Here is a 21,381-nt window from a genome sequence, read left to right on the forward strand (position 1 = left end):
GGCGGCCGCCGCGCGACAAGGCCGACGCGCGCCTGGCGCACCTCACGCTCGGCCACAAGAAGGCGCTGGCGCGCGCGCACCGCGATCCGGACCTGCTGGCGCGGCTCGCGGCGGAGGGCGAGCCGACGGTGGTCCGCGAGCTGCTCCGCAACCCGCAGCTCACCGAGCCGTTCGTGGTGCGGATCGCGGCCCGGCGCCCCGTGCCGCCCCGAGACGCTGCGGTGCGTGGTCGAGTCGCCGCGCTGGCGCACGCGGACCGCGGTGGCGCTCGCGGTGGTGCGCAACCCGTACGCCGAGACGGAGCTGGCGCTGAAGCTGCTGGCGGTGCTGCCCGGCGCCGAGCTGGCGGAGGTGGCCCGCGACGGCGCGCTGCACCCGCTGGTGCGCGCCGTGGCCGCGCGGCTCGTGGCGGGGCGCGCCGGGTGAGCGCGCCGGCGCCGCGGTCAGGGCCGCGGCGGCTCACCCGGGCCGCGGTCGCCGCGCACGGCCCCCCGGAACCCGCGCACGGCCCGGCCCAGCGCGTCGCCCAGCGCCGGGATCCGGGTGGCGCCGAAGACGAGCAGCGCGACGAAGGCGACGATGAGGAGCTCGGTCATCCCGGGGTTCCGTGCGCGCGCCGCGGCGATCCCGTGGCGGGCGGCGCGCTAGGATAGTCGCGCGACCCTCCGGGCGCCAGGCGGCAAGGCGCCCGGCGGCGACGGGGCGCAGGAGCCCGACCCCGGCATGCCCACCCCGAACCGCAGGGCCCCGCGCGCGGCCGGCCGCCCGCTGGTGCTCGGCCACCGCGGCGCGAGCGCCGACGCGCCCGAGAACACGCTCGCCGCCTTCCGCCTGGCCCTGGCGCAGGGCGCCGACGGGGTGGAGCTGGACGTGTGGCGCTGCCGCACCGGCGAGGTGGTGGTGGTGCACGACGAGGACACCGGGCGGGTGGCGGGCCCGCGCTTCCGGGTGGACGCCACGCCGCTCGCCGAGCTGCGCGCGCTCGACGTGGGCGCGTGGAAGGGCGAGCGGTTCCGGGGCGAGCGGATCGCGACGCTGCCCGAGGTGCTGGAGGCGCTCCCCGGCGCGGTGGTGAACGTGGAGCTGAAGTCGCGCGGGCGGGACCTGCGCCTGGCCGAGGCGGTGGCGCGCGACGTGCGGCGCGCCGGGGCGGAGGGGAGGGTGATCGCCTCCTCCTTCGACTACCGGCTGGTGGCCGCGTTCCGGCTGGCGGCGCCCGAGGTGCCGGTGGGGCTGCTCTTCGAGCCGGGGCACCGCTGGCGCCTGCGCACCGCGCTCGCCGCGCGGCTGCTGGGCGCCGCCGCCGTCCACCCCGACGCCGCGCTCGTGACCCCGGCGCGCGCCGAGGCCTGGCGGGCGCGCGGCCTGGCGGTGAACGCCTGGACGGTGGACGCGCCGGACGAGGTGGCGAGGCTCACCGCGCTCGGCGCCGCCGCCCTCATCACCAACGTCCCGGGCCGCACGCGCGCGCAGGTCCGCGCGCTGACCGGCCGCTAGCGCATCGCCGGACGCGCGCGGGATCCGCGCCGGGGCGGGCGCAAGCGACATGCTGCCGCACCCGTGGAGGCCGGGCGCACGGCCGTCCGGGTGAGCAAGTATCGCCCGCCGTGACCGACCTCCTCGCAGCCCGCGCGCTCTTCGGCACCTCCCTCGCCTTCCACATCGTCTTCGCCGCCGTCGGCGTGGCCATGCCGCTCTTCATGGTGCTGGCCGAGTGGCGCTGGCGGCGCACCGGCTCGGAGGTGCACCTCGAGCTGGCGCGCCGCTGGGCCAAGGGCACCGCCATCCTGTTCGCGGTGGGGGCCGTCTCCGGCACCGTCATCTCCTTCGAGCTGGGGCTGCTCTGGCCGCGGTTCATGCAGTTCGCCGGGCCCATCATCGGCATGCCGTTCTCGCTGGAGGGCTTCGCGTTCTTCGCGGAGGCGATCTTCCTCGGCATCTACCTGTACGGCTGGGGCCGCGTCGGGCCGCGCCTGCACCTCGCCGCCGGGTGGGTGGTCGCGGCGAGCGGCGCCACCTCCGCGTTCTTCGTGACGCTCGCGAACGTCTGGATGAACGTGCCGGCCGGCTTCGAGCTGGGCGCGGGCGGCGTGGCGGCCGGCGCCGCCGGCATCGACCCGTTCGTCGCCATGTTCCCGCCCGGCTGGCAGCACCAGGTCATCCACGTCCTCATCTCGTGCTACGCGGCGACCGGCTTCGCGGTCGCGGGCATCCACGCGTTCATGCTGCTGCGCGAGCGGGACAACCCGTTCCACCGCGCCGCGCTCCGCATCGCGTTCGGCGTGGGCGCGGTCGCGGCGCTGCTGCAGCCGGTGTCGGGCGACTTCTCCGCCCGGCAGATCGCCACCACCCAGCCGGTGAAGCTCGCCGCGCTGGAGGGGCACTTCCGGACCGAGCGCGGCGCGCCGCTGCGCATCGGCGGCATCCCGGACGAGGAGCGGCGCGAGACGCGCTTCGCGCTGGAGATCCCCTACGGCCTCTCGCTGCTCGCGTTCCACGACCCGCACGCGGAGGTGCGCGGGCTGGAGGCGTTCCCGCGCGACCGCTGGCCCAACACGCTGCTCGTCCACCTCGCCTTCCAGGTGATGGTCGGGCTCGGCTCGATCATGGCGCTGCTCGCGGCGACCTGGGCCGTGCTCCGGGTGCGCGGCCGCGAGCCGGGGCGCTGGCTGCTGCGCGCGCTGGTCGCGGCCTCGCCGTTCGGCTTCCTGGCGCTCGAGGCGGGCTGGCTGGTCACGGAGTGGGGGCGCCAGCCGTTCACGGTGTGGGGCGTGCTGCGCACCGCCGACTCGGTGACGCCGGTGACCCACCTCGCGGTCCCGTTCATCGGGTTCATGGTGCTCTACGTGTTCCTCGCGGTGGTGGTGGTGGCGCTGCTGTGGCGCCAGATCGCGAAGAGCCCGCGCGCCGTCGCGCTCGGCCCCGGCGCCGGGACGGCGGCGGAGGTGCGGCGATGACGCCCGCCGACCTGCTGGGCGGGGTGATCCTCGCCGCCGCGGTGCTGTACGCGCTGCTCGGCGGGGCGGACTTCGGCGCCGGCATCTGGGACCTGCTCGCCGGCGGCCCGCGCAAGAAGGAGCAGCGCGCGCTCATCGAGGAGGCCATCGGGCCGATCTGGGAGGCGAACCACGTCTGGCTGATCCTGATCGTGGTGCTGCTGTTCACCGCCTTCCCGCCGGCGTTCGCGGCCATCACCATCGCGCTGTTCGTGCCGCTCATGCTGCTGCTGGTGGGCATCGTGCTCCGCGGCGCGGCGTTCACCTTCCGCACCTACGACGCGCCCGAGGACCGGGTGCAGGCGCGCTGGGGCCTCGTGTTCTCCGGGTCATCGGTGGTGGCGCCGCTCACCCTCGGCGTGATCGTCGGCGCGCTCGCCTCCGGGAACCTGGGCGCGGCCGCGCGCGGCGAGGCGCCGTTCGCCTGGGCGGCGCCGTTCCCGCTGGCGGTGGGCGCGTTCGCCGCCGCGCTGTTCGCGTACGTGGCCGCGGCGTACCTGGCGGTCGAGGCCGGGGGCGCGCTGCGCGAGGACTTCCGGCGCCGCGCCATCGGCGCGGGCGTGGCGGTGTTCCTGACCGCCGCGCTGTCGGCCGCGCTCTCCTGGCGCGAGGCGCCGCTCGTCTTCGCCGGCCTGACCCGGCGCGGCTGGTCGATCCCGCTGCACCTCGCCACCGGCGCCGCGGCGATCACCGCGTTCGCCGCGCTGTACCGCGGGCAGGTGCGCCTGGCCCGCGCCGCGGCGGTCGCGCAGGTCACGCTCATCGTGCTGGGCTGGGGCGCGTCGCAGTACCCGTACCTCGTGGTGCCGGATCACACGCTCGCGTCGGCGAGCGCGCCGCGCGCCACGCAGGTGCCGGTGCTCTGGGCGCTCGCCGCCGGGGCGGTGCTGCTGTTCCCGGCGCTCTACCTGCTCTTCCGCGTCTTCAAGGGCGAGCGGCCGTTCGCCATCCTCGACCGCGACCGCCCGCGCTGACGCCGCGGGGCGGCGCCGCTACACCGGGATCCGGCCGCGCAGGTCGGCGGCGCGGTGCGGCCCCTGCTCCGCCACCAGCGCGCGGGCGGCGTCCAGCTTGCCGAACGCGCCCCAGGTCATCACGCCGCGCACGCGGCCGTCGGCGAGGTAGTAGACGACGCCCCGGCGGAACGGCTCCTGCCAGTCGGCCACGACCTCGAGCCGCGCGTCCACCAGGCCGACCGCCTCGTACCCGAGGTCGAACAGGTCGGAGTAGAAGAACGGGAGGTGGCCGTAGACGACGTCGGCGCCGGCCATGGCGCGCCCGGCCGCCTCGCCCATCTTGTTGGCGTTGTCCTCGTGCTCGACGCGGACCAGCCGGCCCAGCGCAGGGTTCCAGAAGCGCGCCACGTCGCCCGCGGCGAACACGTCCGGATCGCGGGTGCGGAGCGACGCGTCCACCACGATCCCGTCGTCCACGTCCAGCCCGGCGCCGCGCGCCAGCGCGTCGTTCGGCACGATCCCCAGCCCCGCCACCACCAGGTCCGCCCGCAGCTCGCCCGCGCCGGTGCGCACCGCGAAGCCCTCGCCGCGCCGCTCCACGCCGGAGATCCGCACGCCCGGCAGCACCTCCACCCCGTGCTCGGCGTAGTAGCCGTTCAGGTGCAGGCCCAGGTCGCGCGGGAAGGTCCGCGCGCCGATGGTCTCCTCCGGGAACGCGAGCGTCACGCGGTAGCCGGCGTCGGCGAGCGCCGACGACACCTCCGAGCCGATGAAGCCGCCGCCGATCACCACCACCCGCCGCCCGGCCGGGAGCGCGCGCAGGCGGCGGAAGTCCGCCACCGTGCGGAAGTGGATCACCTCGTCCGGCGCGCCGGGCAGCCGCCGCGGCGCGCCGCCGGTGGCGAGCAGGAGCTTGCGGTACTCGATCGCCTCGCCGCCCTCGAGCTCGACCCGGTGCGCGGCGCGATCGATCGCGGTCACGCGCACGCCGGCGCGGAGCGTGGCCCCGTCCACCTCCGGCAGCCAGATCGAGCCCTCCTCCTGCCCGCGCCAGAGCGCCTTGGAGAGCGGGGGCCGGGCGTACGGCCGCTCCGGCTCCTCGCCGAGGATGGCGATGGAGCCCCCGCCGTCCGCGAGCCGGATCCCCTGGGCGGCGGCGTGCCCCGCCATCCCGCCACCGATGATCACGTAGTCGAAGCCGGCCATCCCGTCCTCCCGGCGCGGCGCCGCCGGGCGCCGCTGCGAGCCACTTCTAGTGGATGCGGCGGCGCGGAGCGCGTTACGGGAGGGCCGGGGGCGTCCGGGGGCTAGCGCCGGCCGGCCACCGCCAGCCGGAGGTCGGCGGTGAACGCCTCCACGTCGGCGGGGGTCACGTCCCAGGCGCACATGAGCCGGACGCCGCCGGAGCCGATGAAGTCGTAGAAGCGCCAGCCCCTGGCGCGGAGCTGCGCGGCGGCGTCGCCCGGCAGCGTCGCGAACACCGAGTTGGCCTGCACCGGCTGGAGGATCTCCACGCCCGGGACGGCGCGGAGCGCCCGCTCCAGCAGCGCGGCCATGGCGTTGGTGTGCCGGGCGTGGCGCAGCCAGGCGCCGCCCCGGAGCATGCCCACCCACGGCGCCGCCAGGAAGCGCATCTTGCTGGCGAGCTGGCCGGCCTGCTTGCACCGGTAGTCGAAGTCCGCCGCCAGCGCCCGGTCGAAGAACACGATCGCCTCGCCCACCGCCATGCCGGCCTTGGTGCCGCCGAAGCAGAGCACGTCCACGCCCACCTTCCAGGTGAGGTCCTTGGGGGCGACCCCCAGCGCCGCGACGGCATTGCCGAAGCGCGAGCCGTCCATGTGGAAGCGCAGGCCGTTGGCGCGGGCGCGCTCGCCGATCGCGCGGAGCTCGTCCACGGTGTAGAGCGTGCCCAGCTCGGTGGGCAGCGTCACCGAGACCACCCGCGGCTTCGGGTAGTGGATGTCGGTGCGGCGCCGGACCATGTGGTCGATGCCGTCCGGCCGGAGCTTGCCGTTCGGGCCGGGGAGGGTGAGGACCTTGGTGCCGTTGGAGAAGAACTCCGGCGCGCCGCACTCGTCGGTCTCGACGTGCGCCGTCTCGTGGCACAGGATCGAGTGGTAGGACTGGCAGAGCGCCGCCAGCGCGAGCGAGTTCGCGGCGGTGCCGTTGAACGCGAAGAACACCTCGCAGTCGGTCTCGAACGTCTCGCGCAGGAGGTCCGCCGCCTCCTGCGTCCAGCGGTCGTCGCCGTAGCCCGGCGAGTGGCCCACGTTCGCCTCGGCCATGGCCGCGAACGCCTCGGGGCAGATGCCGCCGTAGTTGTCGGAGGCGAAGTGGCGCAGCGGGCCGGAGGGGGCGGGGGACGCGGGGCGGGACGGGGTGCCGGGGTTCATGGCGGCGGACTGTACGCTTTCGCGGACGACTGTCCAGAACTTCCGTTTTAACGGATGAGGCCCGGCGGTCAGGCGCGGTACGGCCGCACCGGCGCGATCTGGGCGGCCAGCTTCTCCGGCGCGATCGCGGGCAGCCGGCAGGCGCCGCGCTCGCACACGTACGCGGTGGCGCGCCCGCCGGCGGCGGCCTTGCCGGCGGCGATGGCGGCCACCGCGCCGAGCCGCGCCAGCCCCTCGCCCTCGGGCGCGCCGGTCAGGGCGCGGCTGGGCAGGAACGTCCGGCGCAGCACGTCCACGAACGGCCCGGGATCGCCGCCCTCCGGCCAGACCAGCACCACCTCGCGCACCGCGTCGCCGGCGAAGTCGAGCGCGAGCAGGAGCTCGGACATGGCCAGCGGCTGCTCGGCCAGCGTGCGCGCGTGGTGCCGCAGGGCGCCCTCCGCGGCGCGCCGCCAGCGCGGGTCGGAGGTGAACGCCTCGAGCCGCAGCGCGTTCAGCGCCGCCACCGACGCGCCCGACGGCTCGGCGCCGTCGTGCGTCGGCTTCTCCCGCGCGAGCAGCCGCTCGTGATCGGTGGCGGACTGGAACCAGCCGCCGCCGCCGGGATCGCCGAACAGCCGGTCCTGCGCCTCGGCCAGCTCCACCGCCGCCCGCAGCCAGCGCGGGTCGAAGCTCGCCTCGTGCAGGTCGAGCAGCCCCTGCACCAGGAACGCGTGGTCCTCCAGGTAGGCCGGCACGCCGGCGCGGCCCGCGAGCCAGCTCCGCTGCAGCCGCCCGCCCTGCACCATGCGCGTCAGCACGAAGTCGGCGGCGCGGGCCGCCGCGTCCACCCAGCGCGGCTCGGCCAGCGCCCGCCCGCCGAGCGCCAGCGCCGAGATGGCCAGGCCGTTCCAGCCGGCCAGGACCTTCTCGTCCCGCAGCGGGCGCGGCCGCCGCTCGCGGATCGCGTACAGCGCGGCGCGGTCCGGCGCGAACGCCTCCCACGCGTCCTCGTCGGGCGCGGGCACGTGCAGCACGCTCCGGCCCTCGAAGTTCCCCTCCGGGCGCACCCCGTGGAACCGGAGGAACGCCTCGGCGCGGTCGCCCAGCGCCTCGCGCAGCTCGGCCTCGGTCCAGGTGAAGAACCGTCCCTCCTCGCCCTCCGAGTCCGCGTCGGTGGCGGAGTACAGGCCGCCCTCGGGCGAGGTCAGCTCGCGCAGCAGGTAGTCCAGCGTCTGCCGGGTCACGCGCGCGAAGTCGCGGCGGCCGGTGACCTGCCAGGCCTCGGCGTACGCGACCGCCAGCAGCGCGTTGTCGTAGAGCATCTTCTCGAAGTGCGGCACCAGCCACTCGGCGTCGGTCGAGTAGCGGTGGAACCCGCCGCCCACCTGGTCGTGCAGGCCGCCCGCCGCCATCCGCTCGAGCGTGACGGTCGCCATGCGGAGCGACCGCTCCTCGCCGGTGCGCCGGTGGTGCCGGAGCAGCAGGCGGACCGGGACGTTGGAGGGGAACTTGGGCGCGCGGCGCAGGCCGCCGTGGCGCTCGTCGAAGCTCCGCTCGAGGAGCGTCACCGCGTGCTCGATCGGCTCCGGCCCGGGCACCTCGGCGGCGGCGGGCCCGGCCGGCGCGAGCGCGGTGCGCACCGCCTCGACGAGCGCGCCGGTGGCGGAGCGGATCCGGTCCGGGTCGCGCGCCCACAGGTCGGCGATCTCGTGCAGGATCGAGAGGACGCCGCGGGCCGGCCCGCGGACGCCGTCGCGGGGCGGGAAGTAGGTCCCGCCGAAGAACGGCTCGCGGTCGGGCGTGAGCCACACGCTCATGGGCCAGCCGCCCGAGCCGGTGAGGAGCTGGACCGCCGTCATGTAGACCGCGTCCACGTCCGGCCGCTCCTCGCGGTCCACCTTGATGGCCACGTAGCGCTCGTTCAGGACGCGCGCGATCTCCTCGTCCTCGAAGGACTCGCGCTCCATCACGTGGCACCAGTGGCAGGTGGAGTAGCCGACCGACAGGAACACCGGGCGGCCGGTCCGCCGCGCCTCCTCGAACGCCTCGTCGCCCCAGGCCCACCAGCTCACCGGGTTGTGCGCGTGCTGGAGGAGGTACGGGCTCCGCTCCAGCGCGAGGCGGTTGGTGAAGCGCGGCGCGGCGCCCCCGTGGCCTGCCGCGGCATCGGCGGCGACCGCCTCGGCGAGCCGGCGCGCGAGCGCGTCGGGGAACGGGGCGGCGCCGGGGAGGGGCTCGAGCATGCCCGGGGCTTAACCGGCCCGGGCGCGCGATTCACGCGCGACGCGGCGCGGGGGCCTGGCTCACGGCCAGGCCCGGCCCTTGCCGGCGATCGGCCCGCGCTGCGGGTTGACCACGCAGAAGCGCTGCCCGGTGGGCGCCTCCATCACCCACCACCGGTGGACGAACCCGACCCGCTTCGCGCCGAGCGCCTCCAGCCGCTTCACCTCGGCCTCGAGGTCGTCCGACTCGATGTCGAGGTGGACGCGGCTCGGGTGATCCACACGCTGCACGAGCACGACGGGCTCGCCGGCGGCGTCCTCCAGCGCGCGGTAGCCCGGGCTGCCGGGATCGGGCGGCTGGAGCGGCCTGCCCAGCGCGGCGCTCCAGAACGCAGCGGCCCGGTCCACGTCCCCGTCCTGACAGTCGATGACGATGCCGACCAGCCGGCTCCGATGCATGCGCGCTTCCCTCCGGCGGAGGGGTCTAGGCGGGGCGCGCGCTCGGCGGAAGGCGCCGGGAGGGTCCGTCGGGGCTCAGAACAGCTCGTCCAGGGCCCGCGCGATCCGCTCCTCGATCTCGCGGCGCATCTGGCGCGCGGCCTGGACGGTCTCCTCGATGGCCGCCTGGAGGTCGCCCGCCGGGCCGCCCGGGATGACGCGCAGCGCGTCCCGCCCCAGCCGCGGCGGCCCTGCCGGCTCCGCGCCGGCGCGCCCGCCGCGCAGCAGCTCGAGCCTCGGTTGCGGTTGCCGGGGCGGATCGGCCGCGTCGCCCATGCTCCGAAGCTAGGCACGCGCCGCGGCCCGGCGCAGCGGGCCCCCGGGCCCGCGCCCGGGTCAGCCCTTCACCACCGCGAGCGGGTCGAGCCGGGCCACCAGCCGGGAGATGCCCGCCCCGTCCATCACGGCCACCACCTGGGCCACGTCCTTGTACGCCTCGCTCATCTCCTCGCCGAGGGTCTTGCGCCCCCGCGCGATCACCTCGATGCCGCGATCGGCCAGCTCCCGCGCGATGGAGCGGCCCCGGGCGCGTCGCAGCGCCTCGCCTCGCGAGAGGAGGCGCCCCGCGCCGTGGCACGAGCTGCCGAACGTGTCGCGCATGGCCTTGTCGGTCCCGGCGAGGACGTAGGAGTACCGCCCCATGTCCCCGGGGATGAGCACCGGCTGGCCCACCTCGCGGTACGGCGCCGGGACGCGCGCGTCGCCGGGGCCGAACGCGCGGGTGGCGCCCTTGCGGTGGACGAGCACCCGCCGCACCCCGCCGTCCAGCTGGTGCGCCTCGAGCTTGGCCACGTTGTGGCAGACGTCGTAGAGCAGCCGCGCGCCCAGCTCGCGATCGGAGACGCCGAGCGTGTCGAGCAGCGCCCGCACCGCGAGCCCGGTCATCACCTGCCGGTTGGCCCACGCGAAGTTCGCCGCCGCCTGCATGGCCGCGAGGTAGCGCCGCCCCTCCGGGCTGCCGATCGGGGCGCAGGCGAGCTGCCGGTCGGGCAGGGCGGCGTAGTCCGGGCCGTAGGACGCCAGCCGCGACGCCAGCTCCGCGAGCGCCTCGTCGCACACCTGGTAGCCGAGGCCGCGCGAGCCGGAGTGGATCTGGACCACGAGCTGCCCTGGGAACAGGCCGAACGCCTCGGCCGCGGCGGCGTCGTGGATCCGGGCGACCCGGTCCAGCTCGAGGAAGTGGTTGCCGCTGCCCAGCGTGCCGAGCTGGTCGCTGCCGCGCTCGCGGGCCCGCGCGCTCACCGCGGCGGGATCCGCGCCGGCGAGCCGCCCGCCCTCCTCGCAGCGGTCGGCGTCGTCCGCCGCGGCGCGGAAGCCGCGCGCCACCGCCCAGCGCGCCCCCTGCGCCAGCACCTCGTCCAGCTCCCGCGGCGTCAGCCTCGGGATGGCGGCGCTCGCGCCCACGCCGGTGGGGACGTCGCGGTAGATCCGGGCCGCGAGCGCGTGGAGCCGCGGCCGGAGCTCCTCGGCGTCGAGGCCGGTGGTGACGACGCGCACGCCGCAGTTGATGTCGTAGCCCACCCCGCCCGGCGAGACCGCGCCGTGCTCCGCGTCCACCGCGGCGACGCCGCCGATGGGGAACCCGTACCCCCAGTGTATGTCCGGCATGGCCAGCGACCAGCGCAGGATCCCGGGCAGGTGGGCCACGTTCGCCACCTGCTGCAGCGCCGGGTCGTCCGGGGCCGGCGGGCCCGGGGAGTAGACGCGCCCCGGCACCTTCATCCCGCCGTGGCGCGGGATCTCCCAGAGGTCCCCCTCGATCCGCCGCAGCGGCACGTGCCCGCCCTGGTGCGCCGTCATCGCGTCCCCCCGCGCCGGATCAGATGTCCAGCACCGCCTGCGCCACCCAGCCGCCGCCCTCCGGCTCGAGCCGCGCCGCGTGCCAGGTGACCGCCTTCACGTCCGCGCCCTCGGCGTGCAGCGCCGGGTCCCAGCGCGCGAAGCCGACCACCGCCTCGGCCCCGGCCTCGCTGCAGGCGGTGACCTCGACGGCCGCCGGGATGCGGCGGGCGGAGACGAAGCGCCAGAGCAGCTCGCGCAGGAGCGCCACCGCGGTGCCGGCCAGCCCGGGCCCGCCGCGCACCGCGAGCCGCTCCTCCTCGCCCTCGACCGGCGCCGGGCCGCCGCCGGCGAGCAGCGCGCCGAGGGCGAGCGCCAGCCGCGCGAGCGCCTCCTCCGCGGTGGCGCCGCGCACGCGCACGCCCACGTCGGCGACGTGGCCGAGGTCCTCGTACGGCTGGGGCAGGGCGAGCCGCATCGCCCCGAGGATAGCAACGCGCGCGCCCCGGGGCGGGCGGGACGGCGGGTGCGCCGCTACGCGGCGGCGCGCTCGGCGAGCGGCACGATGCCGCGGGAGGAGACCCGCAGGAAGCGCCCGAGGAGCGCGATGGCGACCGCGGTGAGGCCGAAGCAGAAGCCGCCCCACAGCCCGACCACCCCGTGACCGAGGGTGAACCCGAGCAGCAGCGTCGCCGGCAGGCCGATCAGCCAGTGCCCCGCGAGGTTGGCGAGGAAGGTGAAGCGGGTCTCGCCGGCGCCGCGCAGGACGCCCGCGCCCACCGCCTGCAGGCCGTCCGAGAGCTGGAAGATCGCCGCGACGCGCAGCAGCGGGACCGCCAGCGCGAGCACGCCCGGGTCGTCGGTCATGATCCGCCCGATGACGCCGGGCGCGAACGTGAAGGCGAGCGCGGGCACGAGCATGATCGACGCGCCGCCCGCGAACGCGCACAGCCCCGCCCGGCGGGCGCCGGCGCGCTCGTGCGCGCCCACCGCGAGCCCCACCCGCACGCTGCCCGCGTCGCCGAGGCCGACCGCCATGGTGAAGGTGAGGCTCGCCACCGAGAGCGCGATCTGGTGCGCGCCGAGCGCCTCGGCGCCGAGGCGGCCGGCGAGGAAGCTCACCAGCGAGAAGAAGCCGACCTCGGCGAACATGTGCAGCCCGACCGGCCCGCCCACCCGGACCGCGGTGGCGAGCGCGGCGCGGTCCGGGCGCGCCAGCCCGGCCGGCCGGGGGCCGCCGAGCGACACCGCCCGCGTCGCGCGGACCAGCACGAGCGCCTGCAGCGCGATGCAGAGGCTGGTGGCGATGGCGGCGCCGGCCGCCCCGAGCGGCGGCACCAGCCGGAGCGGCCCGGTCCACGCCGGCAGGGACGCGCCGCCGAACACGAGCAGCAGGTCGGCGGGGACGTTCAGCAGGTTCGCGCCCACCGTGGCCACGACCATGGGCCGGCCCAGCCCGTGCGCCTGCAGGTAGGCGCGCGCGCCGAAGTAGTAGAGGAAGAAGAACAGCCCCGGGAGCCGCCACCAGATGTACGGCCCGGCCTGCGCCGCCACGTCCGGCGCGATGCCGAGCGGCACCAGCGCCGCCGGGATGAGGGCGATGGGGATCGTGAACGCGGCCGCCAGGATCGCCGCGAGCCACGCCGCCTGCCAGAGCAGGTGCCGCGCGCGCCGCTCGTCGCCCGCGCCGATCGCCTGCGAGATGAGCGGGTCCAGCCCGTGCATGATCCCCATGCCGAGCACCGCGACCGCGAAGAACAGCGAGGCGCCGAGCCCGGTGCCGGCGAGCGGCACCGCGCCGGCGCGGCCCACGATGGCCGCGTCCACCACGCCCATGAGCGCCTGGCCGCCGTGCGCCAGCGACAGCGGCAGGGCGAGCCGGAGGAGCGCGCGCAGCTCCGCGCGGATCGGTGGGACGGCCGGGGACATGGGGGCGCGCAAGATACCCGAGGTGCGGGGTCGCTGCACGGGCGCCGCCGCCGGCTCGCCGCGCCGGCCCCCGGGCGACGGCCCGCGCCCGTCGCGGGACGAGCCTTTCGGGTGACCCGTTACGGGGGGCATCGAATTCCAGTCTCCGTCTGCAGGGTTCGCGCTGCGAGCAGGTTTGGGGCTCGACGGCCGGGTTCCGATCTGCTTACTTCGCGCCCTCCTTTCCTCCGGATGTCCCAGATCCCCTCACCCAACGACCCCCCGTCAGCCGGCGCCGTGCCCACGTCCGGCGCCCCGGCCGGCCCCAGCGCCACGCCGGCCCCTTCGCCCACGGCCGGCTTCTCGCTGCCCGAGCACCGGCCGCCCCCGACCGGCAAGGCGCTCGCGGCGCTCGCCGTCGGCGCGCTCGGGGTCGTCTACGGGGACATCGGGACGAGCCCGCTGTACTCGCTGAAGGAGTGCTTCGGCGGGCCGCACGGCGTCCACCCGACCGACGCGAACGTGCTCGGCGTCCTCTCGCTGGTGTTCTGGGCGATGACGTTCGTGGTGACGTTCAAGTACATGTCGTTCGTCATGCGCGCGGACAACCGCGGGGAGGGCGGGATCCTCGCGCTCATGGCGCTGGTGGGGAAGACCGAGACCACGCGCCTCGGCCGGCGGGTGCTGCTCATGCTGGGCCTGTTCGGCGCCGCGCTGCTCTACGGCGACGGCATCATCACCCCGGCGATCTCGGTGCTGGGCGCGGTGGAGGGCGTCGCGGTCGCGGCGCCGGCCATGGAGCGGGTGGTGGTGCCCGCCACCGTGGTGATCCTGGTGTTCCTGTTCCTGTTCCAGAAGCAGGGCACGGCCAAGGTCGGCGCGGTGTTCGGCCCGGTCATGCTGGTGTGGTTCGCGACCATCGCGGTGCTGGGCGTGCGCGGCATCCTCCACGACCCGAGCATCCTGCGCGCGCTCCTGCCGACGCACGGGCTGTCGTTCTTCGCGCGGAACGGCTGGCACGGGTTCCTGGTGCTGGGCGGGGTGGTGCTCGTCATCACCGGCGGCGAGGCGCTCTACGCGGACATGGGTCACTTCGGGAAGCGCCCCATCCGCGTGGCCTGGCTGGGCTTCGCCATGCCGGCGCTGCTCGTCAACTACCTGGGGCAGGGCGCGCTGCTGCTCCACGACCCCGGCGCCGCCCGCAACCCGTTCTACCTGCTCGCGCCGGAGTGGGCGCTCTACCCCACCATCGCCATCGCCACCGCGGCGGCGATCGTCGCCTCGCAGGCCCTCATCTCCGGCGCGTACTCGCTCACCCAGCAGGCCATCCAGCTCGGCTACTCGCCGCGTGTCACCATCCGCCACACCTCGCAGCGCGAGATCGGCCAGATCTACCTGCCCGAGGTGAACTGGATGCTGGGGACCGCCTGCGTCGCGCTGGTGCTCGGGTTCCAGACCTCCTCCCGCCTCGCCTCCGCGTACGGCATCGCGGTCACCGGGACGATGATCGTCACCACGCTCCTGTTCCACCGGGTGATGCGCGACCGCTGGGGCTGGGCGCGCTGGAAGGCCTGGCCGCTCACGGTGCTGTTCCTCACGGTGGACGCGTCGTTCTTCCTCGCGAACGTGGTCAAGTTCCGCGACGGCGGCTGGTTCCCGATCGCCGCCGCGGCGCTGGTGTTCACGCTCATGTCCACCTGGAAGCGCGGCCGCGACGCGCTGGCGCTCATGCTGAAGGACGCCGGGCTCCCGCTCGACCTGTTCATGGCCGACGTGGCGCGCCGCAGGGTCCAGCGCGTGGCCGGGACCGCGGTGTTCATGACCTCGAACCCCGGCGGCGTCCCGCCGGTGCTGCTGCACCACCTGAAGCACAACAAGGTGCTGCACGAGCGCGTGATCCTGGTGTCGATCCTGGCGCACGAGATCCCGTTCGTGGCCGAGGCGGAGCGCGTGAACGCGCGCGAGCTGGGCAGCGGCTTCTACCAGGTGATCGCGCACTACGGGTTCATGGAGACGCCGGACGTGCCGGCCCTGCTCGACTCGCTCCCCCGCCGCGAGCTGGCCGGGCCCCGCCTCACCATCGTCCCCATGGAGACGACCTACTTCCTCGGGCGCGAGACGCTGCTCCCGAACGGTCCGTCGAACATCCCGACCTGGCGCAAGCGGCTGTTCATCGTGATGGCCCGCAACGCGCAGACCGCGAGCGCGTTCTTCGGCCTGCCGCCGAACCGCGTGGTGGAGATGGGCGCGCAGATCCAGCTGTAGCGCCGGGGGTCGAGCCGCATGCGCTGGCCGAACGCCCTCCGCTCGCTCCGCCAGCGCGACCTGCGGCTGTTCTTCGCCGGCCAGACCGTGTCGCTGGCCGGCAACTGGATGCAGTCCGTCGCCCAGGCCTGGCTGGTGTGGCGGCTCACCCGCTCGTCCCAGATGCTCGGCCTGGTCAACTTCCTCGGCCAGGTGCCGGTGTTCCTGTTCAGCGTCTGGGCGGGCTCGCTCGCCGACCGGTACCCGCGCCGGCGGATGGTGCTGCTCACCCAGAGCAACGCCATCGTGCAGTCGGTGCTGCTCGCGGCGCTCACGCTGGCCGGCGCGGTGCAGCCCTGGCACGTGATGGTGCTCGCCGCCATGCTGGGGCTCACCTACGCGTTCGAGATCCCGGCCCGGCAGGCGCTGCTCGCCGACATCGCCGGCAAGGACATGCCCAACGCGATCGCGCTCAACTCGTCGATCGTGAACGCCGCGCGCGCCGTCGGCCCGGCGCTGGCCGGCGTGCTGGTGGCGGCGCTGGGCGAGGGGGTGTGCTTCGGCCTGAACGCGCTGTCGTTCCTCGGGACCTACTACGCGCTCTGGGTGATGCGGCCGCCGCCGCAGCCGCCGCCCTCGCTCGGGCACCGCGCCCACCTGCTCGAGGGCATCGCCTACGCCGGCCAGACCGCGCACGTGCGCGCGCTGCTCGCGCTCCTCACGGTCTCGAGCTTCTTCGCCATGCCGTACCAGACGCTGCTGCCCGCCATCGCCGCCGACGTGCTGCACGGCGGCGCCTCGCTGTACGGCGCGCTCCTCGCCGCGGCCGGCGTCGGCGCGCTGGCCGGCGCGGTCCGGCTGCTGGTGCGCCGCAGCCTGCGCGGGCTGGGGCGGATCGTGGCGCTCGGGACGACGCTGCTCGGCCTGGGCGTGCTCGGCCTGTCGCTGTCGCGCCACCCGGCGCTCAGCGCGGCCGCGCTGCTCGTCACCGGCTTCGGCTTCGTCACCCAGACCGCCGGCACCATGACGCTGCTCCAGGGGCTCGCGCCGCCGGAGATGCGCGGGCGGGTGATGGGCCTGTTCTCGATGCTGTTCATGGGCGTGACGCCGTTCGGCTCGCTGGCGGCCGGGTTCGTGGCCCACCGGGCCGGCGTGCCGCGGACGCTCGGCGTCTCGGCCCTGGTCGTGCTCGCCGCCAGCGTCGCGTTCCACCTCGCGCTGCCGCGGCTGCGCAAGGTGGTGCTCGCCGAGCACCCGACGATGTTCCCGCCGGTCGCGAGCTGACCCGGAGCGGCCCGCGCGCCCGGCGCTGGACGCCGGTTCAGGCTGTGCTACGGTGCCTCGCGTGATCGTCCTCGGCATCGACCCCGGCTCCCGCCGCTGCGGCTACGGGGTCGTCGCGCGGGAGGGGGCCCGGCTGACGGTGGTCGAGTCCGGGGTGCTCGTCCCGGGCGATCTGCCCATGGCCCAGCGGCTCGGGCGCATCCTCGACGGCCTCGACGCGCTCATCGCCCGGGCCCGGCCCGCGGAGGCGTCGGTCGAGGCGGTCTTCTCCGGCGCCTCGCCGCGCTCGGCGCTGGTGCTCGGGCAGGCGCGCGGCGTCGCGCTCGCCGCCGCCGCGCGGGCCGGGCTCCCCGTCTTCGAGTACGCGCCGTCCGAGGTGAAGCTCGCCTTCACCGGCAACGGGCGCGCCGGCAAGGACCAGATGCTCCGCACCGCCCGCATGCTCCTCGGCGCGGCGCCCGGCCTCTCCGACGAGGCCGACGCGCTCGCCATCGCCGTGTGCCACCTGGCCCGGCGCGCCTTCGCGGTCCCCGCGGCCGGCGCCGGCCGCGCCGCGGCGGCCCGGGCGGCCGCGGCCCGGCTCCGCCCCTCGCGGCGCGATCACCGGGGGACGCCGTGATCGCGCGCCTGGCCGGGCGGATCGCCGAGAAGCGCGACGACCACGCCATCGTGGACGTGGGCGGGGTGGGCTACCTCGTGCACCTGTCGCAGCTCTCGCTGGCCTCGCTCCCGCCGCCGGGCGAGCCGGCCGCGCTCCGCGTCTACACCCACGTCCGCGAGGACGCGCTCGACCTGTACGGCTTCGCCACCGAGGACGAGGAGGCGGTGTTCCGCGCCCTCATCGACGTGAAGGGGGTGGGCCCGCGGGCGGCGCAGAACATCCTCTCCGGCATCGAGGCGCGCGAGCTGGCGCAGGCGGTGGCGCAGGGCGACGTGGCCCGGCTCACCAAGGTCCAGGGCATCGGGAAGAAGACCGCCGAGCGGCTGGTGGTGGAGCTGAAGGACAAGCTGGTGGCGCTGGCGCGCGCCGCCGGGCCCGCCCGCGCCGGCGCGGGGGCGGACGTCCTCGACCAGCTCCGGACCGCCCTGCTCAACCTGGGCTACCGGCCGCCGCAGGCCGAGGGCGTGGCGGAGGCGCTGCGCGACTCGGCCGAGGGACGGGCGCTGGACGAGCTCCTGCGCGAGGCGCTGAAGCTGCTGCGCGGGTAGGGAGCGACCATGACCGTGAAGCCGCTCCGCGAGGTCACCCCGAAGCCTTTGGAGGGCGAGGAGCGCCTGGAGCAGTCGCTCCGCCCCGCCACCTTCGACGACTACGTCGGCCAGGTGAAGATCGTCGAGAACGTGAAGGTGTACGCCGCCGCGGCCCGCCAGCGCGGCGAGTCGCTCGACCACGTGCTGCTCTCCGGCCCGCCCGGCCTGGGCAAGACCTCGCTCGCCCACATCCTGGCGCGTGAGCTGGGCGTCACGCTGCACGTGACGAGCGGCCCGGCGCTGGTGAAGAAGGGCGACCTGGCCGGCCTGCTCACCGCGCTCGCCCCGCGCGACATCCTCTTCATCGACGAGATCCACCGGCTCTCGCCCGCGGTCGAGGAGGCGCTCTACCCGGCCATGGAGGACTACCGCTTCGACGTGGTGCTCGGCGCCGGCCTCGGCGCCCAGACCATGGAGATGAAGCTGGAGCGCTTCACGCTGGTCGGCGCCACCACGCGCACCGGCCTGCTGGCGAGCCCGCTGCGCGACCGCTTCCCGATCCAGGAGCGGCTCGAGTACTACGGCCCGGCCGAGCTGAAGGAGATCGCGGTGCGGGCCGCGCGCAAGCTGGGGCTGCCGGTGGACGAGGAGGGCGCGGAGGAGCTGGCGCGCCGCGCCCGCGGGACGCCGCGCATCGCCATCCGGCTGCTGCAGCGCGCCCGCGACTTCGCGCAGGTGGAGGGGGACGGGCGGCTCACGCGCGAGGTGGTGGACCGCACGCTGCGCCGGCTGGAGGTTGACGCCCGCGGGCTCGACGCCATGGACCGCCGCATCCTGGCGGCGGTGATCGACACGTTCGGCGGCGGGCCGGTGGGCATCGACGCGGTGGCCGCCGCGGTGGGCGAGGAGTCGGGCACGCTCGAGGACGTGTACGAGCCGTTCCTGGTGCGCGAGGGCTACCTGGCGCGCACGCCGCGCGGCCGGGTGGCGCTGCCCGCCGCGTACGCGCACCTCGGGCGCGACCGCCCCGGCGGCAAGCAGGGCTCGCTGGTCTGACCGCGGCCGCGCGGCCTACCAGCTCACCCGGCGCGCGCGCCACGTCGGGCGCCGCCCGAGCAGCCGCACCAGCAGCCACCCCGCCACGAAGCCGCCCACGTGCGCGAACAGCGCCACCCCGGTGTTGCCGCCGAAGAAGATGGAGAGGACCTGCAGCAGGAACCACAGGCCGATGAAGAAGGCGGCCGGCACCGGGATGATGCGGATGAAGATCACGATGACGACCAGCGTGGTCACCCGGGCGCGCGGGAACAGCACCATGTAGGCGGCCAGCACGCCGGCGATGGCGCCGCTGGCGCCGACCATCGGGACCTCGAGATCGCCGGTGGCCGCCGAGGCGACCACCTGGACCACCGCCGCGACGACGCCGCAGGCGAGGTAGAAGAGCACGAAGCGCCCGCGCCCCAGCGCGTCCTCGACGTTGTTCCCGAAGATCCAGAGGAACAGCATGTTGGAGCCGACGTGGACCAGGCCGCCGTGCAGGAACATGGCGGTGAAGACGGTGAGCGGCGGGGGCACGAGGTCGCGCGGGTAGACGTCGGAGAACGTCAGGATCTCGAACGGCACCACGCCGCCGCGGAGCGCGGTGTCGCCCAGGCGCCCGGCCAGGTACTCCATGAGGCGACCCGAGGCGAGCGCGTCGGGCAGCGCGAGCACGTCCACCTGCCACAGGAACGCGAGCACGTTCGCCGCGATGAAGAGCAGGGTGACCGCCGGTGTGCGTTCGGTGGGGACGTCGTCGCTGAGCGGGATCACGTGGGCTCGCCTCGGCCGGCAATGCTATAAGGCCGCCCGCCCACCCGGTGACCCGATCGTCCGCTCTGACATCCGTGTCGTGCCGGTGTCGCTCGGAGGACGGGGTTCCGACACCCTCGCGGAGCGGCCTGACCCGGCCGCGGGAGGGTGCGGCGAAAAGGCTCGGTAGGAACGAGGGGTTAGCGGCGGTGCCGCCGCCCCATGAAGTGCCCGGAAATCGGGTTGATTGGCACGTCGATTGCTCGGAAGGGGGCCGCCCGGGCGACGCGCCCAGAACGGACTTGGACATGGCTTCCTGGAATCAGCGAACGGTCGCGAAGCGGGTCTCCTGCACGGGGGTGGGCCTCCACTCCGGCCGGCCCGCCACCCTGACGCTCGCGCCCGCCCCGGCCGACGCCGGCATCACCTTCGTCCGCATGGACCTCGGCGTGGAGATCCCCGCGCGCAACGAGCACGTGGTGGACACGATGCTCTCGACCTCCCTCGGCCGCGGCGGCGCCCGCGTGGCCACGGTCGAGCACGTCATGGCCGCGCTGCACGGCATGGGCATCGACGCCTGCCGCGTCGAGGTGGACGGCCCGGAGATCCCCATCCTCGACGGCTCCGCCGCGCCCTTCACCTGCCTGGTGCAGGAGGCCGGCGTGAAGGTGCTGCCCGCCGGCAAGCGCTACCTGGTCGTGGACCAGCCGGTCGAGATCCGCGACGGCGACAAGCTGGCGCGCCTCGAGCCCGCCGACGGCTTCTCGGTCTCCTTCACGGCCGACTTCGGCCACCCGCTCATCACCGACCAGTCGTTCCAGGTGAAGCTGGGCGAGCGCGCCTTCGAGCGCGAGGTGGCCCGCGCCCGCACGTTCTGCTTCCGCCGCGACATCGAGAGGATGCAGGCGATGGGGCTGGCCAAGGGCGGCAGCCTCGAGAACGCCATCGTGGTGGACGAGTTCTCGATCCTGAACCCCGAGGGGCTCCGCTTCCCGGACGAGTTCGCGCGGCACAAGGTCCTCGACGCGATCGGCGACCTGGCGCTGTTCGGGATGCCGGTGGTGGGCGCGCTCGTGGCGGTGAAGAGCGGCCACGCCATGAACCAGGCGCTCGTGAAGAAGGTGCTCGCCGACCCCGCCGCGCACCGCGTGGTCCGGGTGACCGGCGAGGCCGACGCGCCGGCGCTCCGCGCCAAGGTGCCGGCCCTCGCGATCCACGAGGGCTCCGCGGCCTAGCCGCCGCCCTCGTCGCCCGCCCCGCGCGCACGCGTTGGGGTGCTTCCGCCCGGGCCGCGCCACCGCGCAGCGCCGGGCGGTACGCTTCCGGGGTGGACCTCGTCCCCCGCCCGCTGCCCGCCGCGCCGCCCGCGATCCTCGACGCCGCCGGCGCGCCGTGCCTCGGCGCGTTCCGCGGCACCGTCGCCTCCGCGGCGCTCCGGCCGCTCGCGCGCCCCGGCCTCGCCGGCTCGGTCGCGCACCTCGCGCGCGCGAAGCGGTGGGTCTACGTGTTCGCGGCGGGCGAACGGGCCGCGCTCGGGCTGGCGGTGGTCGAGGCCGGGTGGTTCGCCGGCGCGTTCCTGTGGGCGCTGGACCGGGCCGCCGGGCGGATGCTGGCGGAGCGGCGCGGCTCGGGCCTGCCCGGGGTGAACGCGCGGGTGGACGAGCGGCCGTGGGGCGGCGCGAGCTGGCGCGGCGGCGGCCTGGAGCTCCGGATCTCGGGCGCGCCCGGCGCGCTCCGGGTCGAGGGGGCCGGCCGCGGCGGGCTCGCGCTGGACCTCTCGCTCGACGCCGCCGGCGCCCCCGCCCCGCTCACCGTGATCGCGCCGGTGCCCGGCGCCGGGCCGCGGCTCACCGAGAAGCGGGCGGGGCTGGCGGCGCGCGGCGCGGTGCGCCTGGGCGGCCGGACGCTGCCGCTCGACGGCGGCTCCGGCGGCGCGGACTTCACCGCCGGGCTGCTCGCCCGCCGCACCGACTGGCGCTGGGCCTTCGCGACCGGGCGCGCGGCCGACGGCGCGCCGGTGGGGTTCAACCTGTGCGCCGGCTTCGGCCTCCCGCCCGGCGACGCCGCCGAGAACGCGCTGCTCGCCGCCGGCGGGCCGCACGCGCTGCCCGCGGTCGCGTTCGCGTTCGACCCGGCG

The 21,381-nt window shown here is 76.0% G+C and carries 22 protein-coding genes; 11 read left to right on the plus strand and 11 right to left on the minus strand.

Features of this window, described 5'->3' with window-relative positions:
• On the minus strand, positions 1-251 hold a 251-nt coding region (locus PSR1_RS24540), incomplete at its 3' end, for a hypothetical protein (protein WP_237757923.1).
• Here PSR1_RS24540 and PSR1_RS24545 point away from each other — a divergent pair.
• Complete coding sequence (locus PSR1_RS24545) at positions 226-426, plus strand: hypothetical protein (RefSeq protein ID WP_237757924.1); 201 nt, start codon at positions 226-228, stop codon at positions 424-426. The genes PSR1_RS24540 and PSR1_RS24545 overlap by 26 nt on opposite strands.
• Before the next feature lie 17 nt (positions 427-443).
• Here the strand turns inward: PSR1_RS24545 and PSR1_RS11360 are convergent, their stop codons facing one another.
• Entirely contained in the window at positions 444-596 is a 153-nt protein-coding gene (locus PSR1_RS11360; RefSeq protein WP_041453816.1) for a twin-arginine translocase TatA/TatE family subunit, read from the minus strand.
• A gap of 127 nt (positions 597-723) precedes the next feature.
• On the opposite strand from PSR1_RS11360, the gene PSR1_RS11365 reads away from it, so the two are divergent.
• The 3 genes from PSR1_RS11365 to PSR1_RS11375 all read left to right on the plus strand — a co-directional run bounded on the left by PSR1_RS11365 (position 724) and on the right by PSR1_RS11375 (position 3,970).
• On the plus strand, positions 724-1,497 hold the full coding sequence (locus PSR1_RS11365; protein ID WP_059437689.1) for a glycerophosphodiester phosphodiesterase family protein: 774 nt from the start codon (positions 724-726) through the stop codon (positions 1,495-1,497).
• A 110-nt stretch (positions 1,498-1,607) separates the two neighbouring features.
• Positions 1,608-2,957, plus strand: a complete 1,350-nt coding sequence (locus PSR1_RS11370) for a cytochrome ubiquinol oxidase subunit I (protein ID WP_059437690.1) — start codon at positions 1,608-1,610, stop codon at positions 2,955-2,957.
• Positions 2,954-3,970: a cytochrome d ubiquinol oxidase subunit II gene (locus PSR1_RS11375; protein WP_059437691.1), complete on the plus strand. Its 1,017-nt coding sequence runs from the start codon at positions 2,954-2,956 to the stop codon at positions 3,968-3,970. The genes PSR1_RS11370 and PSR1_RS11375 overlap by 4 nt, the downstream gene beginning before the upstream one ends.
• 18 nt (positions 3,971-3,988) lie before the next feature.
• Here the strand turns inward: PSR1_RS11375 and PSR1_RS11380 are convergent, their stop codons facing one another.
• From PSR1_RS11380 to PSR1_RS11415, 8 genes are all read right to left on the minus strand, one after another.
• Positions 3,989-5,158 carry an NAD(P)/FAD-dependent oxidoreductase gene (locus PSR1_RS11380; RefSeq protein WP_059437692.1) on the minus strand — a complete coding sequence of 390 codons (1,170 nt, stop codon included), beginning with the start codon at positions 5,156-5,158 and terminating at the stop codon, positions 3,989-3,991.
• A gap of 101 nt (positions 5,159-5,259) precedes the next feature.
• Entirely contained in the window at positions 5,260-6,345 is a 1,086-nt protein-coding gene (locus PSR1_RS11385) for a low specificity L-threonine aldolase (RefSeq protein WP_059437693.1), read from the minus strand.
• A 68-nt stretch (positions 6,346-6,413) separates the two neighbouring features.
• Complete coding sequence (locus tag PSR1_RS11390) at positions 6,414-8,570, minus strand: thioredoxin domain-containing protein (RefSeq protein WP_059437694.1); 2,157 nt, start codon at positions 8,568-8,570, stop codon at positions 6,414-6,416.
• 60 nt (positions 8,571-8,630) lie between these two features.
• Positions 8,631-9,008, minus strand: coding sequence for a VOC family protein (locus tag PSR1_RS11395; RefSeq protein WP_059437695.1), 378 nt, complete (start codon positions 9,006-9,008; stop codon positions 8,631-8,633).
• Positions 9,009-9,083: 75 nt separating this feature from the next.
• On the minus strand, positions 9,084-9,323 hold the full coding sequence (locus PSR1_RS11400; protein WP_059437696.1) for a hypothetical protein: 240 nt from the start codon (positions 9,321-9,323) through the stop codon (positions 9,084-9,086).
• A 60-nt stretch (positions 9,324-9,383) separates the two neighbouring features.
• The gene (locus PSR1_RS11405) at positions 9,384-10,847 is read right to left on the minus strand and encodes an RtcB family protein (protein WP_059437697.1); all 1,464 of its coding nucleotides are present in this window, start codon (positions 10,845-10,847) and stop codon (positions 9,384-9,386) included.
• A 19-nt stretch (positions 10,848-10,866) separates the two neighbouring features.
• Positions 10,867-11,304 carry an archease gene (locus tag PSR1_RS11410; protein WP_059437698.1) on the minus strand — a complete coding sequence of 146 codons (438 nt, stop codon included), beginning with the start codon at positions 11,302-11,304 and terminating at the stop codon, positions 10,867-10,869.
• Positions 11,305-11,360: 56 nt separating this feature from the next.
• On the minus strand, positions 11,361-12,755 hold the full coding sequence (locus PSR1_RS11415) for an MATE family efflux transporter (protein ID WP_059437699.1): 1,395 nt from the start codon (positions 12,753-12,755) through the stop codon (positions 11,361-11,363).
• Positions 12,756-12,986: 231 nt separating this feature from the next.
• On the opposite strand from PSR1_RS11415, the gene PSR1_RS11420 reads away from it, so the two are divergent.
• From PSR1_RS11420 to ruvB, 5 genes are all read left to right on the plus strand, one after another.
• On the plus strand, positions 12,987-14,999 hold the full coding sequence (locus tag PSR1_RS11420) for a potassium transporter Kup (RefSeq protein ID WP_059437700.1): 2,013 nt from the start codon (positions 12,987-12,989) through the stop codon (positions 14,997-14,999).
• 18 nt (positions 15,000-15,017) lie between these two features.
• Positions 15,018-16,262: an MFS transporter gene (locus PSR1_RS11425; RefSeq protein WP_059437701.1), complete on the plus strand. Its 1,245-nt coding sequence runs from the start codon at positions 15,018-15,020 to the stop codon at positions 16,260-16,262.
• A 61-nt stretch (positions 16,263-16,323) separates the two neighbouring features.
• Positions 16,324-16,881, plus strand: a complete 558-nt coding sequence (ruvC, locus tag PSR1_RS11430; RefSeq protein WP_011420009.1) for a crossover junction endodeoxyribonuclease RuvC — start codon at positions 16,324-16,326, stop codon at positions 16,879-16,881.
• Complete coding sequence (ruvA, locus tag PSR1_RS11435) at positions 16,878-17,471, plus strand: Holliday junction branch migration protein RuvA (protein ID WP_059437702.1); 594 nt, start codon at positions 16,878-16,880, stop codon at positions 17,469-17,471. Before ruvC ends, ruvA begins: the two co-directional genes overlap by 4 nt.
• Positions 17,472-17,480: 9 nt before the next feature.
• Entirely contained in the window at positions 17,481-18,509 is a 1,029-nt protein-coding gene (ruvB, locus tag PSR1_RS11440) for a Holliday junction branch migration DNA helicase RuvB (RefSeq protein WP_059437703.1), read from the plus strand.
• 15 nt (positions 18,510-18,524) lie between these two features.
• Here the strand turns inward: ruvB and PSR1_RS11445 are convergent, their stop codons facing one another.
• Positions 18,525-19,265, minus strand: coding sequence for a rhomboid family intramembrane serine protease (locus tag PSR1_RS11445; protein WP_059437704.1), 741 nt, complete (start codon positions 19,263-19,265; stop codon positions 18,525-18,527).
• A 287-nt stretch (positions 19,266-19,552) separates the two neighbouring features.
• Between PSR1_RS11445 and lpxC the strand changes: the two genes are divergently transcribed.
• On the plus strand, positions 19,553-20,479 hold the full coding sequence (gene lpxC, locus PSR1_RS11450) for a UDP-3-O-acyl-N-acetylglucosamine deacetylase (protein WP_059437705.1): 927 nt from the start codon (positions 19,553-19,555) through the stop codon (positions 20,477-20,479).
• 92 nt (positions 20,480-20,571) lie between these two features.
• On the plus strand, positions 20,572-21,381 hold an 810-nt coding region (locus PSR1_RS11455), incomplete at its 3' end, for a DUF2804 domain-containing protein (RefSeq protein ID WP_059437706.1).

Source organism: Anaeromyxobacter sp. PSR-1 (genome assembly GCF_000964525.1).
Taxonomy (GTDB): Bacteria; Myxococcota; Myxococcia; order Myxococcales; family Anaeromyxobacteraceae; genus Anaeromyxobacter.

Excerpts from the sequence above, each read along its gene's own strand:
- PSR1_RS11405 (WP_059437697.1), bottom strand. The coding sequence starts at position 10,847 with ATGACGGCGCACCAGGGCGGGCACGTGCCGCTGCGGCGGATCGAGGGG.
- PSR1_RS11390 (WP_059437694.1), bottom strand. The coding sequence starts at position 8,570 with ATGCTCGAGCCCCTCCCCGGCGCCGCCCCGTTCCCCGACGCGCTCGCG.
- PSR1_RS11360 (WP_041453816.1), bottom strand. The coding sequence starts at position 596 with ATGACCGAGCTCCTCATCGTCGCCTTCGTCGCGCTGCTCGTCTTCGGC.
- lpxC (WP_059437705.1), top strand. The coding sequence starts at position 19,553 with ATGGCTTCCTGGAATCAGCGAACGGTCGCGAAGCGGGTCTCCTGCACG.
- PSR1_RS11380 (WP_059437692.1), bottom strand. The coding sequence starts at position 5,158 with ATGGCCGGCTTCGACTACGTGATCATCGGTGGCGGGATGGCGGGGCAC.
- PSR1_RS11375 (WP_059437691.1), top strand. The coding sequence starts at position 2,954 with ATGACGCCCGCCGACCTGCTGGGCGGGGTGATCCTCGCCGCCGCGGTG.
- PSR1_RS11420 (WP_059437700.1), top strand. The coding sequence starts at position 12,987 with ATGTCCCAGATCCCCTCACCCAACGACCCCCCGTCAGCCGGCGCCGTG.
- PSR1_RS11415 (WP_059437699.1), bottom strand. The coding sequence starts at position 12,755 with ATGTCCCCGGCCGTCCCACCGATCCGCGCGGAGCTGCGCGCGCTCCTC.
- PSR1_RS11385 (WP_059437693.1), bottom strand. The coding sequence starts at position 6,345 with ATGAACCCCGGCACCCCGTCCCGCCCCGCGTCCCCCGCCCCCTCCGGC.
- PSR1_RS11400 (WP_059437696.1), bottom strand. The coding sequence starts at position 9,323 with ATGGGCGACGCGGCCGATCCGCCCCGGCAACCGCAACCGAGGCTCGAG.
- PSR1_RS11410 (WP_059437698.1), bottom strand. The coding sequence starts at position 11,304 with ATGCGGCTCGCCCTGCCCCAGCCGTACGAGGACCTCGGCCACGTCGCC.
- PSR1_RS11365 (WP_059437689.1), top strand. The coding sequence starts at position 724 with ATGCCCACCCCGAACCGCAGGGCCCCGCGCGCGGCCGGCCGCCCGCTG.
- PSR1_RS11425 (WP_059437701.1), top strand. The coding sequence starts at position 15,018 with ATGCGCTGGCCGAACGCCCTCCGCTCGCTCCGCCAGCGCGACCTGCGG.
- PSR1_RS11395 (WP_059437695.1), bottom strand. The coding sequence starts at position 9,008 with ATGCATCGGAGCCGGCTGGTCGGCATCGTCATCGACTGTCAGGACGGG.
- ruvB (WP_059437703.1), top strand. The coding sequence starts at position 17,481 with ATGACCGTGAAGCCGCTCCGCGAGGTCACCCCGAAGCCTTTGGAGGGC.